Source organism: Bradyrhizobium sp. 482_C4_N1_8, from assembly GCF_052075965.1.
Classification (GTDB): Bacteria; Pseudomonadota; Alphaproteobacteria; order Rhizobiales; family Xanthobacteraceae; genus Bradyrhizobium; species Bradyrhizobium barranii.
Map to the genome: position 1 here is coordinate 6,986,542 of NZ_CP197231.1, position 13,369 is coordinate 6,999,910.

Sequence of the window (13,369 nt, forward strand, 5' to 3'; positions counted from 1 at the left end):
GTGCCCTAACTCACCACCGCCCGCTTCGGCTCGACGATCTCGAACATGCGCGGGAATTCGTCCATCAGGCCCATCAGCTCGGCAAGCCGTATCGGGTTGCCCGCGAGCTTGATCTTGCCGGCGGCGACCGCTTCCGGAAAGCTCGTCAGTTTCGCGATGACCTCATCGAGCGTTGCGCGCGCGAGCGTGAAACTGGCGTCCGCGCCTTCCGCCTGCACGCCCTCCGTATAAGTCAGCGCGCAATTCTCCAGGTTGAGCACGAAGATCTCGCCGGTATCGGAAAAGCTCCAGTTCAGCACGATGTGCTTGCCCTCGGCCTTGGGGCCGTTGAGCCGAATGCCGAGCACGTCCCAGAGCTGCTCGGTGCGTAGCGCCGCCAGCGTCTCGCGCGGCATCGGCGGACGCGGCGGGGTCTTCGGCATGCCCTGACGCAGCTCCTGCGCGCCGAACAGATAGGCGTTGCGCCAGGTCGAGCTCTCGGCGGCATAACCGAGCTGCTCGAGCGTATCCGCGAGCAACGCACGCGCCGCTTCATTCTCCGGCTCCGCGAAGACGACATGGCCGAGCGCCTGCGCGACAAAGCGAAACTCGCCTTTGTCGAAGTCCTTGCGCGCGCGCGCGAGGATGGCCTCGGCGCCGCCCATGTACTCGACATACTTCTTGCCGGATTCCACCGGCGGCAGCGGATCGAGATTGACCGGGTTGGCATCGTACCAGCCGAGATACTTCTGGTAGATCGCCTTCACGTTATGCCGGATATGGCCGTAATAACCGCGGCCGTGCCAGGCGCCCTCCAGGCTCTTCGGCAACTGGATCGTCTCGGCGATCTCGGCTGCGGTGAGGCCGTGGTTCATCAGGCGGATGGTCTGGTCATGCGCGAACTTGTAGAGATCGCGCTGCTGCCGGATCATCGTTCCGATCCGCTCGCGGCCCCACACCGGCCAGTGATGCTGTCCGCACATCGCCTCTGCCTTGCCGTCCCAGAGCCGCAAGGCCTCGTTGAGATACTTCGACCAGGCCAGCGCATCGCGCACATCGGCGCCGCGGAACGGCAGCAGATTGTGGAAATTGTGCGTGCAGTTCTCGGCGAGGTTCAGCAGCTTGTAGCGCGGGATGAAGAAGTGCATCTCCGCCGGCGCTTCGCTGTTCGGCGCCATCTGGAATTCGAATTCGACGCCGTCGATCACCCGCCTGTCGCCGGTTGCCATGATCAGGTCTGCCGGACGCAGCAGTGCCACGGCGCCCGCCGCCATCGACTTGCCGAGCCCGTTGTCGACCTGCCCCCGCACGCCTTTGGCGAGGAACGGCCCGAACTGGTATTGTGCCCGCCGCAGCATCGCCGGCCCCGCGATGATGTTCTCGGAGACGGCATGCTCCATGAACAGGTTCGGCGCGATGATCGGCACGGCGCCGGTTGCCAGCGCGTCCTCCTCCAGCACGCCGCGCGCGCCACCCCAATGGTCGGTATGGGTGTGGGTGAAAATGACGGCGGCCACCGGCTTCTGGCCACGATGCCTGTAATAGAGATCGAGCGCGGCACGTGCGCCCTCGATCGACGTCAGCGTGTCCACCACGATGACACCGCTGTCGCCCTCGATCAGCGTCATGTTGGCGATGTCGAGCCCGCGCACCTGGTAGACCCCGGGCACCACCTCGAACAGGCCGTGATGCATGTTGAGCCGCGCCTGTCGCCACAAGCTCGGATTGACGGTCGGCGGCGCCGTCTCGCTGGAGAGGAAGCCATAGGGCTTCAGGCTCCACACCGTCCGCCCCTGCGGGTTGGCGATCTCCGCATTTTCGATCGTACCAAGGAAGCCACGCGCGGCGTCGTCGAAATCCCGCGTGTCGGAAAACGGCAGCGCATTCAGCATCGTTGCTTGCTGCGCGATGACGGAGGGTGTTGCGTCCTTCGGCTCGTTGCTGGTCATTCTTGTTTCCTCCCGGCCTGTGCGAGCATCTAACCGCATCTCGCGGGTGATTGCTATCGGAGGAGACTGCCGAAATCGAGCGAGATGCCTCTTCCCTTCTCCCCTTGTGGGAGAAGGTGGCGCGAAGCGCCGGATGAGGGGTATATCTCCGCCCGCAAGACTGTTTGTGCGGAGAGAAACCCCTCACCCGCCTCGCCGCTGCGCGGCGAGCCACCCTCTCCCACAAGGGTAGAGGGTGCACCGTTCGCGTGGCTTACGCAGCGAGCTCTTCCGCCAAGATCTGGCCCGATGCGCTCGCATCCGCCATCCGCAATCCCGCGCCAGCACATAACCGCCGCGTTCCTGCTTGGCCCGATAGAGCGCCTTGTCGGAGCGCGACAGCAACGCTTCCGCGGTGCGCCCGTCGTCCGGCGCGACGGCGACGCCGACGCTGACGCCGAGCTCGATCATTTGTCCGTCGATATCATAGGGCGCGCTGATCGACTGCACGATGCGCTGCGCCATCGCTTCCGCATCAGCCGCCGCACGCTGCACCAGGACGAACTCGTCGCCGCCCATCCGGACCACGAGGTCATCCTGCGCGGCGAGCGCCTTGAGCCGCCCGGCGACCTGCTTCAGCAGTGCGTCACCGACGGGATGGCCGAACCGGTCGTTCGCCTCCTTGAAGCGGTCGAGGTCGAGCGTATGAACGGCAATCATCCCGGCCGCCAGCATCTGCGGCAGGTCCGTGGCCAGCACCGAACGATTGGACACGCCGGTCATCGGGTCCAGGCGCGACAGCTGCTCGAACTGCCGCTTGAGCGTGATCTGGTTGATCGAGGCGTTGAAGCTCAGCCGCACCATCTCGAAGCTCGCGACCACATACATCAGGATGAGGAGCCCGAGCCCGACGTGACGCAGATCAGGTTGCATGAAGGTCACGATCGCGGCAGGCGCGGCGATCGCGACGAGATCGAGCAGCGCCGCGACGGGACGCAGCGCCAGCCGCGCCACCACGCCGGCGCCAAAGCCGAAGCCGATGCCGATCGCCATCACGGAACAGAGCGCGTCACCCAGCACGATGCTGCGCGCGGCAAACACGCCAAGCACCAGGGCAGTGACGACGGTGCCTGCAACATAGCGCCGCTCCCAGAGCACGGCTTCGGCTCGACCGAGCTGCGGCGGATACGCGAGGCGGCGACGGAAGGCGAAGATTTCGAACAGGCGGACAATGGCCACCACGACACCGGCGACCGACAGGCCGGCCGTCACCATGTCGCCGGTCTCGTAGGTCGTAATCGCACCGACCATCGCCTGGCAGGCGGCCGCGAGAACGGTGGGCATCGTCGTGCCGTGAAGACCCGTGATGACTTCCATATAGACGGGGTCGGAAATCGACGCCCGTCCGGATTCCATTCTGTTGAAGAACATGCCAGCCCCATCCGCTGGCATGCTTCTACCGCAGACCCGTAAAAATGGGTTCCCAGCACAGCGATGGCATTTGAGCGCGCGTGTTTACCGCGCGTTAGCCATGTCCCGCCCGCCCGCGGCGCTAATGCATCCCCAGCACCCGCGGCAGCCACAGCGTCAAATCGGGCCAATACGTCACGATGACGAGGAAGCCGAGCATGGTGATGAGCCACGGCAACACGGCGACCGCGAGCTCGGTTATTCGCATGCGCGCTATCATCGAGGCGACATAGAGATTTAACCCGACAGGCGGATGGCAGAGGCCGACCTCCATGTTGACGTCCATCACGATGCCGAAATGCACGAGGTCGATGCCGAGCTTCTTGGCCGCCGGCGCCAGGATCGGCGCCATGATCAGGATGATCGAGTTCGGCTCCATGAAATTGCCGGCGAGCAGCAGGAGGATGTTGACGACCAGCAGGAAGCCGACCCAGCCGAGGTTCTGCGCCGCGATCCAGTCGGCCAAGGTCGCCGGCAGGTTCTCGTTGGAGAGCACGAAGGAGAACAGCACCGCGTTGGTGACGATGTAGAGCAGCATCGCGCTGGTGTTGGCGGCGCGCAGCAGCACCCGCGGCACGTCCACGATCTTGATCGCCTTGTAGACAAACACCGCGATGATAAAGGAGTAGACCGCAGCCATCGCGGCCGCCTCGGTGGCGGTGAACAGGCCGCTGTAGATGCCGCCGATGATGATGACGACCAGCATCAATCCCCAGATGCTCTCGCGGAAGGTGCGGACGGTCTCGCCCCAGCTCGCCTTCGGCAGGCGTGGATAGTCGCGCTTGCGTGCGAGCCACCAGGTGACGATGCAGAGCATCGTCGTCAGCATGATGCCCGGCAGCAGGCCCGCGACGAACAGCGCGCCGATCGAGGTATTGGTGGAGACCGCATAGACGATCTTCGGTATCGACGGCAGCATCAGGATGCCGAGCGAGCCGGCAACGGTGATGATGCCGGCGCCGAAATGCATGGGATAGCCGTGGCGGACCATCTCCGGCAGCACGATCGCGCCGATCGCGGCAACGGTCGCGACGCTCGAGCCGCAGACCAGCGCGAACATCGCGCAGGCGACGATGCCGGCAAGGCCGAGACCGCCGTGCCAGTGGCCGATCAGCGAGGTCGCGAAATTGATCATGCGGCGCGCGACGCCGCCATGGGTGAGGAAATTGCCGGCGAGGATGAAGAACGGGATCGCCATGATCTCGAACCCCTCGATGCCGGTGAAGAGCTTCATCGAGACCGCTTCGATCGGCACCGTGGTCAGCGTGAACAGGAACGTCATCACGGTGAGGCCAAGCGCGATCGAGACCGGGATGCCGGTCAGCATCAGCGCGATCAGCAGCGCGAACACGGTCGCGGCACGCATCCAGTGCGGCAGCACCACCACGCCAAACTTCTCGGCGAGACACATCGCGAAGATCAGGATCGGCGCCATGATCAGGATGACGCCGAGCGGCGACACTTTTCGCGCGGCGGCCCTGGTCGCCGCGCCGGCGGGCTGCGGATGCAGCGCCGGCGAGACGTCGGCCTCCACGCCCTCGACATGGCTCTCGTCGTGATGCGGCAGATGGCCGGTCCAGTAGTAGGACCACGAGACCTGGAGGAAGCGGAAGCACATCAGGCCCGAGCCGAGCGGGATCGCCAGATAGACGAACCACATCGGCGCTTCCAGGTCATTGGACTGCTGGCCGGTCTTGAACATCTCGGCGACGAAGGAGGCGCCGAAGGCCGCGATCATGCCCGTGAACAGCGCGCCGCACAGCAGCGAGAACAGGATCACGTGCTTGCGCGAATGTTCGGGCAGGCGGTTGACGAGCAGGTCGACGCCGACATGGATGCCGGTGCGCACGCCATAGGCCGCGCCGAACTTCGCCATCCAGATGAACATGTAGATGCAGAGTTCCTGCGCCCAAGACAGGTCGAGCTCGGACAGGAAGGTGAACACCGCCATCGACAGCGTCGCGAGCCAGTTCATCCCGTGCGCAGCCGCCCATCTGGAGAGGACGATCGATTCGCCTGCGCCGTAACGGTGCACCACGGCGATGAAGATCAACCCGGTTGCAGCCGCGATGAGCGTCGCGATCAGCCATTCTTCGAGATGGTTGAGCGCCTGATTGAGCACGCGAAGCAAATCAAAGTCCCCCTATCGATGCGAAACGGCCGGAAGTGCGCACACTCCCGACCGTTCGTATTGTCCTTGCGGAAAACGCGTCAGTTCATCTTGACGTCGAGTTCCTTGGCGACGAGATCGAGCACCTCCTGCCCGACCCGACCCTTTGCCCATGTATAAGTCGGCCGCATCGATTCCTGCCACGCCTTGCGGTCGGCGTCAGTCAGATAATGCAGCTTGGTCTTGCCCGCCTTCTTGATCTCGGCCAGCGCGTCCTCGTTCTCCTGGTGCGCGATCTGGTTGGTGTACTCGGTTGCATCCACCATCGCCTTCTCGAGCTGGGTGCGGATGTCGGGCGGCAGGCCGGACCAGAATTTCGAGTTGACGATGACCGCATATTGCAGATGCGCGTGATAGGACACTGTGATGTCCTTCTGCACCTCGTAGAACTTCTGGGTCAGGTAGTTCGACGCGGTGTTCTCGCAGCCGTCGACCACGCCGGTTTGCAGCGCCTGGTAGACTTCGGAGAACGCCATGATCTGCGGGATCGAGCCCATCAGGCGGAAATACTGGTCCGCGATCTTCGATCCGGAGATGCGGAATTTCAGGCCCTTGAAATCCTCAGGCTTCATCAACGCGCGATTCGACGACACCATGTGGAAGCCGTTGTCCCAATACGCGAGCCCGGTGATGCCCTTGGCCTCGAGCTTCTGGAACAGCCACTTGCCGATCGTGCCCTTCATCGCGTTGGAATAGGTCTCGTCGTCCTTGAACAGCCAGGGCAGGTCGAGCGCCTCGAATTCCTTGATGCCGAGCGGCGCGAATTTCGCGGTCGAGGGTGCCAGCATCTGCACCGAACCGAGCTGGAGCGCCTCGATCTCCTCCTTGTCCTTGTAGAGCGAGGAGTTCGGATAGACTTCGATCTTGACCTTGCCGTCGGTGTACTTCTCGGCGAGTTCCTTGAACTTCAGCGCGCCCTTGCCCTTCGGGGTGTCGTTGGCGACCACGTGGCTGAACTTGATGACAACAGGGCTCTGGGCCTGTGCCACGGCTGGGGCCACGAGAATACCTGCGGCGGCGACCGCAAGAAGCAGCTTGCGCATGAAGTAACCTCCCAACAACCTCTAAAACCGGGTTCTTTTTGTTTTGCAGCCCGGTTTGCAGCCCAGTAGTGGCAGCAATCCACCACCCGAACAACTAGACCTAAGCCCAATTTGCCACAGGCAAGCTAGCTTGACGGCTGTTGTCCGTGCAACCCGGGACCCGCTCCCAGTCCCGGGTTGCGAACGGTTATGTCGCATTGCGGCAGTGCGATCAGTCCTTGCGCTGGGCGACCATGAACAGACGCCGGAACGGAAACAGCGTCTGCCCCGCCGCATTCTTCGGATAGGCCTTCGCCACCCGCTCGCCATAGGCGGCCTCGAACGCGGCCTTCTCGTCGCCCTGCAGGATGTCGAGATAGCGCGTCAACCAGGTCCCCTTGGTCCATTCCTTCACGGGATTGTCGCCTTCGAGCACCTGCAGATATTCGGTCTCCCAGATGTCGACGTTCTGGGAAAGCGGCGCGAGTAGATCATGATAGAAGGCCGGCCCTTCGACCGGCGGCGGGGTAACGAGATGCTCGACCTTTGACCGCCACGGGCCGTTCAGCGCCGTCTCGCCGATCAGCACATGCGATAGCGCGAGGAAGTTGCGCGGCATCTGCACCGCAAGCATGCCGCCGGGCGTCACCTTCTCCATGACTGACGGAAACAGTGCCGCATGATCGGGCAGCCAGTGCAGTGCGGCATTGGAATAGATCAAATCGTATTGCCTGGCGGGGCGCCAATGGCCGAGATCCTCGTGCGACCATTCCACATCCGGCGCCGCCTTGCGGCCCGCGGCCACCATCTCGGCCGAGCCCTCGACACCGGTCACGGTCGCGTCCGGCCAGCGTTCCTTGATCAGTTTTGTCACGTTGCCGGCCCCTGCCCCGAGATCGGCGATCGCGCGCGGGGCGAAATCCGGAATCCGCATCAACAGGTCGACGGCGGGCCGAAGCCGATGGCCGGAGAATTTCAGATATTGCTGCGGATCCCAGACCATTGCTCAACGCCTTTTCTTTTTCGTGTTTCCTTCGTCGAGGCTCTTGGTTACCACTGCTCGTCCCGCTCAGGCAATTCGCGAAGCCGGCGGGACGGGCAGGAAACGAACGACAAGAAGCAAAAAGCAAACAAGAGAGCGTGTGACCATGGACCTCGGGCTCAAATCGAAAACCGCAGTCGTGACAGGCGCGAGCATCGGCATCGGCCGCGCCATCGCCAAGGGCCTGGCTGCCGAAGGCGTCCGCGTCGTCGGCGTGGCGCGGCGCACTGATCTCCTTGCCGAGCTGGTGCAGGAAGTCGGCTCCGGCCTGATCACGCCGTTCGAGCAGGACGTGATGGCCAAGGACGCCGCGGAGAACATCGCGGCCTTTGCGCTCAAAGAGCTCGGCCATGTCGACATCCTCATCAACAATGCCGGCGGCAGCCGCCCCCTTCCCGTCGATGCGCCCGACAGCAAATGGGACGAGGCGATCGCGCTGAACTTCACCAGTTACCGCCGCATCGCGCATGCGCTGCTGCCGCAGATGATCGAACGCAAATGGGGCCGCATCGTCAACATCACCGGCAAGTCCGAGCCGGAGGGCCTCAACGCCGCCTTCGCAGCAAAGGCCGCCGTGCACGCCTGGGCCAAGGGCCTGTCGCGCGAGATCGGCGAGCACGGCATCACCATCAACTGCATCCCGCCCGGCCGCATCATGAGCGAGCAGATCCGCCGCAACTATCCGCCGGATTATCGCGAGCGCTTTGCGGAGGAAGAGATCCCGGTCGGCTATTGGGGCGAGCCGGAGGACCTCGCGGCGCTCGCGGTGTTTCTGGCGTCACCGGTGGCAAGGTACATCACGGGCACGGTGATCCCGGTGGATGGGGGGCTGCGGCGGTATCAGTTCTGAGGGCTTGCCCTGGCTTCGCATACAGTGCGCCCCGCCGCTCCGCTCCTGCGGGAATAGCGCGCAACGAAACCCATCGACAACATCCAGAGAGGTCTCGATGATCGAGAGATACTCAGACCACGCGGCAAACGAGCGGACTTTTCTCGCCTGGGTCAGGACGGGCATCGCAATCATCGCGTTTGGCTTTGTCGTCGAGAAATTCAACCTCTTCGTCCGAACTATCGCTGAAGCCAACAGGACGGAGATCGGGTCCCGACTGCAATTCGATCGCTTCACGGGAGCGTTCAGTCACTATGACGGCCTCGCGCTGATCGCGATCGGGATCGCAATCATCGTGATTTCGCTCTTTCGCTTCATCAGGACTGGCCGAATGATTGACGATGCACAATCTCATTCCGCCGGCGGCATCAAGACAGAACTGGTGCTCGCCGTTGTGCTGGGCCTGATCGTTACAGCGATGACCGTCTATTTTGCGCTCTGACTTTGGACCTAGCGGTGGCGCCGGCTTCCATCGACAACGTCTGGAGATCGCTTTGCATCACCATACGGGTCTGGGCATCGAGAGCGCCGAACGGCTCGTCCATCAGGATCATATCGGGGCCGACCTCGGTGTTGACTGACGTGATGTTGCGGCCGCGATGATGGACCGCATGTCTATACATATTCCAAGCCGCCGAAACGAGCAAGCCGAGGCCAATGGTGAGAGTTTGGGCTTCGCGGGTTGAATGAAAGGCAGTGCCGGCTGCGGCATCGCCGCGGCGGTGCGTTGGGGTTGCGGCGTTCGCCGCACACTCGTCCACATCTACTGGCGTCGCCGCCGTCAATGACGCAGAGGCGGTCCCTTTAAGAAACACACTCGGAAGGTCGGCGGCCGGGCTCTCTGGTCATGCATCAGTCGACGTGACTGCATTTCCTGCCGTCGACAACGCGCGTGGATGAGAGGCAAGCCGGATGATGTGCGGCGAGGCTGCTCCGCTATAGAGACTGTCGAGAATGGCGGAACGGTTCTTCAGGACCCCGCGCTGATTGATGTAGCCCTTGTCCGTTGTCTCGCCTGCCGCGAGCGACAGCGGCTGGATCTGGATGGCAACGGCCGATATCCGCGCGTTGGTCGCTGCCGCCAGGTTATGCTCGGTCAAGACCCGATGGACGTATGCGCGAACGCCGGAATCCAATGAAAGGGTGTCACCGGAATCCGCGCCTGCTGCGCCGTTAGCATGTCGCCTTGCACGGTCCGGATTGAGCCATACCAGCGCGACGAGAGAATCGCGGCCCTCGCCTCCGATGACCAGATCCTGCAGCACGCCGCCCATCCGGTTCAGGATGGCGGCACGCAGCTCGCCGACGAGCACCCACGTGCCTGTCATCATTTTGAAATTCTCCGAGAGACGCCCGGAAAACCTCAGGCCGCGGCAGAGATCGGCGGGATCGATGAACGAGACCGCGTCGCCTACCCGATAGAAGCCCTCTTCGTCGAATGCTGCCGCGGACAATTCGGGTAATCCGAGATAACCGGGCATGACGTTCGGGCCACGGACCCGCGCCTCGTAACCGTCCATCGCCGGAACCAGCTTGAGTTCGATGCCGGGTGCGGGCAAGCCGATCTCTCCCGGCGCTTCGCACGGTCGATAAGACACGCAGATGGTCGGCCCGGCTTCCGTGGCACCGTATCCGGCCAAAATCGGAACTCGCTCGCCGCGGACTTCGATTGCATATTCCTGAAGCGTTGCCATTACGGACGCCGGGATCGCCGCGCCCCCGAAAATCATTCTGTCGATGCGATGGAAGAACTTCCGCCTCAGGTCTGGATCCTCGCCGAGCGCGGCGCATAACAACGCGTAACCGGTTGGGACATTGAATGAGGCCGTCGGAGAAACGTCGTGCAGATTGGCGATTGTTCGATGAAACGCTTCGGGCGTCGGTCGGCCATCGTCGATATAGAGAGAGCCGCCGTTCTTCAGAATCCCATTCAGTATGACGTTGCAGCCCATGGTATGATGCCAGGGCAGCCATTCGATCTGAACCAGGGGCTGCGAGACCGGCGTGACCTGAGCGGCCATCTGCAGCACGCTCGACATCATGCGATGGGTATTGATCACTCCCTTGGGAGAGCCGGTCGATCCCGACGTGAACAGGATTCTGCCGACGGTCTCCGGTCCGAGTGCTGCGAACGCCGCCTCAAACGCGTGACCCGGTTTCGCGGCGGATAGCTCCGACAGCGGCGTGGTATCCGCCGCCTCTTCCGCCGTTATCCATTCGGCCTGCGCAAAGCCGGGGATGGCACGGGCTTGCACGAAGGGATCCGCCTTCTGGGCAAACACAAACTTCGGCGTGAGGACCTTCGCGATGTCTTCGATGCGGCTGAGGCCACCTGGCAGAAGACTGTAGCTTGGCGAGATCGGCGCAACCTGCAGACCGATCGACATCGCGGCGAACTGGATCACCGCATTCTCGATCGAATTGCCGGACAGGATGGCCAGCGTATCGCCCGCTGCGCCACCCCGATCAATCAGCGCCTGCCCGACCGAGCGCACTCGAGACCAGAATTCGCCATAGCTGATCGACTGCCATGCATTGTCGCGGGTTCGTTGCGCGAGAAAGACGCGGTCCGGCGTTTCCTGAGCCCAGTGGGGAAGGTATGCGCAAATCGTCCCGCTCACTCCAGCGAGCATAATCCGCGATCGCAATATCAGGGTGCCGTCATCCCTTCTCGTGACCTCGATGTCGGTCGGTGGTGAAGGCATAGAACAATATGGCGTGGAAGCAGGATGGTCGAGAGCAGGCTGCACAGGCGTTCTCCTTTCGATATCCGCGAAGGCCCGGCTGAGGCGGCGGCGATCGACGCAAACGATCTGTAGTCCTCACGCGCAATGAGGCTCCTGCAGAACGTCGGGAGGGCAATATCTCGATGCTACGTTGCGTGAGAATTTCATCTTCGCGAGGATCGCGTTGCATTTGCAATGTCGCTAATCCGGCGCCACGGACACCAGTGAGGGTTCCAATGGGGGATTCACGGGTGCCGAGAGTTCGCGCAAGACGTCCGCCCGTGAGTTCACGCGCGATGCCAGGAAGCAGCCCCGCTGCTAAACGCGCTCGTCGGCTATGGACCAGTTGCCAGAGGCTGCGACCTATTCATGCAGCAGCGATTGCCAGTCTGAAGGCACCGCGCCGTCCGGCCCGGGCACCGGCTGGTCCAACGGATGCGCGTGCGGGCCTTGCAGCTTCGGGCCCGCGAAGGGCTGTCCCGTGCGATAGTCGTAAAACCACCGTTCGCCCGGCTCGAAGCTCGTGATGATCGGGTGACCCGTCGCCGCGTTATGCTTCGTTGCATGCTGATTGGGTGACGTATCACAGCAGCCGATGTAACCGCATTCGACACATCTGCGAAGATGAAACCACCATCCGCCAGCAGCCGAGCATTCCACGCAACCCGTTCCGCTTGGCTTGGCCGCGAGGTTGATGCCATCCCTGTCAGACTTCATCGATCCACTCACTGAAAGTGATTGCGGTCATCGCAAATCTTCGCCGCCATCGCATTTTGCCAGTGTTTCGCCCGACGGGTCAACCTCGCGACATCAGGGAGCATCTCGCGGGAGAATTGGAGAGGCGTTCACACAAAGTTGCGGCGGCGATGCACAGGCGTGACGCGAGGCATCGTTCGGCGACGAAAAATCGGCGTATTCCAATCCCCAACAATCATTGCCCCGCTGCGGCCGCACCACAGACAGCGGAGGGACGAAACGTTCTGCCGATAGAAGCACCACAGGCCTTGGCTTTGCCAGTTCGTCACGGGAGACGTGCAACATGAACAAATGGGATCAAAAATCTCGAGGGCATCACGCCTGCCCCACCTGCTACGGCCCGCCCTCGTCGCGCCGCGGCTTTCTCGCTGGCGTCGGTGCAGTTGGCCTTGCCTCGGCCATCCCCGCCGTTGCGGTACACGGACAGGCCAAGCCGGCGCTGATCGATACTCACCTTCATTTCTATCCGCCTGAGTATCAAAAGCTCTGGCTTGGCTACGAAGACGCACGCAAGCAGCCGCACTTTCCCGGCCAGGTGGCCTGGACCCGCGAGAAGCTCGTCGAGGACATGGACCGCAATGGCATACGCACAGGCATCCTGTCGGTCGCCTCCACGCCCGGCGTGTGGTTCGACCTCGGGCCGGCGGAAGCCGGCCGGCTTGCGCGCGCCTGCAACGAGTACGCGGCCGACATGATGCGCGACCATCCGGGCCGTTTCGGCCTGTTCGCGACCTTGTCGATGCAGGACGTCGATGCCACGCTCAGGGAGATCGAATATGCGTTCGACACGCTGAAGGCGGACGGGATCGGGCTGCAAAGCAGCTACGGCGACAAATGGCTCGGCAATGCCGCCTACAGGCCGGTGTTCGAGGAGCTGAACCGTCGCAAGGCGGTCGTGTATGTGCATCCGCTGGTCGCGAGTTGCTGTAGCGCGCTCAGCGTCGGCACGTTTCCGGCGGTGATCGAAGTCCCGCACGACACCACACGGACCGTGACGAGCCTTCTGCTCAGCGGCGCATTTGCCCGCCATCGCGACATCAAATGGCTGTTCTCGCACGCCGGCGGCACGATTCCGATGATGGCCGGGCGCATCAATTCGTTCTATGGGGCGCGGCCCGACCTGAAGGAGTTTGCGCCGGACGGAATCGAAGGCGAACTACGCCGGCTTCACTACGACACCGCGAATGCGACTTTCGCGCCCTCCATGGCCGCGCTGCTCAAGCTCGTGCCCGCCTCGCAGATCACCTATGGCAGCGACTATCCGTATTTCGGCCTTGGCCAGTTCGCGCAGTTGCAGAAGCTTGGCCTCTCGACAGACGATCTCGACGCGATCGGCCATCAGAACGCGGCACGTCTCGTTCCCCGGCTGCACACTTAGAGCATAATC

The 13,369-nt window shown here is 62.9% G+C and carries 11 protein-coding genes and 1 pseudogene; 3 read left to right on the forward strand and 9 right to left on the reverse strand.

The window, feature by feature from the left end; genetic code table 11:
• Positions 1–5: 5 nt before the first annotated feature.
• The 6 genes and pseudogenes from AB7Z56_RS33120 to AB7Z56_RS33145 all read right to left on the reverse strand — a co-directional run bounded on the left by AB7Z56_RS33120 (position 6) and on the right by AB7Z56_RS33145 (position 7,572).
• On the reverse strand, positions 6–1,928 hold the full coding sequence (locus AB7Z56_RS33120; protein WP_063984832.1) for an alkyl/aryl-sulfatase: 1,923 nt from the start codon (positions 1,926–1,928) through the stop codon (positions 6–8).
• A 183-nt stretch (positions 1,929–2,111) separates the two neighbouring features.
• Entirely contained in the window at positions 2,112–3,338 is a 1,227-nt protein-coding gene (locus tag AB7Z56_RS33125) for a diguanylate cyclase domain-containing protein (RefSeq protein ID WP_441256732.1), read from the reverse strand.
• A gap of 121 nt (positions 3,339–3,459) precedes the next feature.
• Entirely contained in the window at positions 3,460–4,743 is a 1,284-nt protein-coding gene (locus AB7Z56_RS33130; protein WP_063986578.1) for a TRAP transporter large permease, read from the reverse strand.
• Positions 4,744–4,983: 240 nt separating this feature from the next.
• Positions 4,984–5,352, reverse strand: a pseudogene (locus AB7Z56_RS33135) (TRAP transporter small permease); the annotation flags it as partial.
• A 236-nt stretch (positions 5,353–5,588) separates the two neighbouring features.
• Positions 5,589–6,590: a DctP family TRAP transporter solute-binding subunit gene (locus AB7Z56_RS33140; RefSeq protein WP_063984834.1), complete on the reverse strand. Its 1,002-nt coding sequence runs from the start codon at positions 6,588–6,590 to the stop codon at positions 5,589–5,591.
• Positions 6,591–6,801: 211 nt separating this feature from the next.
• Complete coding sequence (locus tag AB7Z56_RS33145) at positions 6,802–7,572, reverse strand: methyltransferase domain-containing protein (protein ID WP_063984835.1); 771 nt, start codon at positions 7,570–7,572, stop codon at positions 6,802–6,804.
• A gap of 145 nt (positions 7,573–7,717) precedes the next feature.
• Between AB7Z56_RS33145 and AB7Z56_RS33150 the strand changes: the two genes are divergently transcribed.
• Together AB7Z56_RS33150 and AB7Z56_RS33155 are read left to right on the forward strand one after the other, a co-directional pair.
• Positions 7,718–8,461, forward strand: coding sequence for an SDR family NAD(P)-dependent oxidoreductase (locus AB7Z56_RS33150; protein WP_063984836.1), 744 nt, complete (start codon positions 7,718–7,720; stop codon positions 8,459–8,461).
• 97 nt (positions 8,462–8,558) lie between these two features.
• Positions 8,559–8,942 (forward strand): YidH family protein, encoded by a 384-nt coding sequence (locus AB7Z56_RS33155; RefSeq protein WP_028150113.1) that lies wholly within the window; start codon positions 8,559–8,561, stop codon positions 8,940–8,942.
• Here the strand turns inward: AB7Z56_RS33155 and AB7Z56_RS33160 are convergent.
• The 3 genes from AB7Z56_RS33160 to AB7Z56_RS33170 all read right to left on the reverse strand — a co-directional run bounded on the left by AB7Z56_RS33160 (position 8,911) and on the right by AB7Z56_RS33170 (position 11,943).
• On the reverse strand, positions 8,911–9,285 hold the full coding sequence (locus AB7Z56_RS33160) for a hypothetical protein (RefSeq protein WP_199877110.1): 375 nt from the start codon (positions 9,283–9,285) through the stop codon (positions 8,911–8,913). The genes AB7Z56_RS33155 and AB7Z56_RS33160 overlap by 32 nt on opposite strands.
• A gap of 60 nt (positions 9,286–9,345) precedes the next feature.
• Complete coding sequence (locus tag AB7Z56_RS33165) at positions 9,346–11,250, reverse strand: AMP-binding protein (protein ID WP_231144397.1); 1,905 nt, start codon at positions 11,248–11,250, stop codon at positions 9,346–9,348.
• Between the two features lie 339 nt (positions 11,251–11,589).
• Positions 11,590–11,943 (reverse strand): UBP-type zinc finger domain-containing protein, encoded by a 354-nt coding sequence (locus tag AB7Z56_RS33170; protein ID WP_063984838.1) that lies wholly within the window; start codon positions 11,941–11,943, stop codon positions 11,590–11,592.
• 322 nt (positions 11,944–12,265) lie between these two features.
• Between AB7Z56_RS33170 and AB7Z56_RS33175 the strand changes: the two genes are divergently transcribed.
• On the forward strand, positions 12,266–13,360 hold the full coding sequence (locus AB7Z56_RS33175; protein WP_063984839.1) for an amidohydrolase family protein: 1,095 nt from the start codon (positions 12,266–12,268) through the stop codon (positions 13,358–13,360).
• The last annotated feature ends 9 nt before the right edge of the window (positions 13,361–13,369 follow it).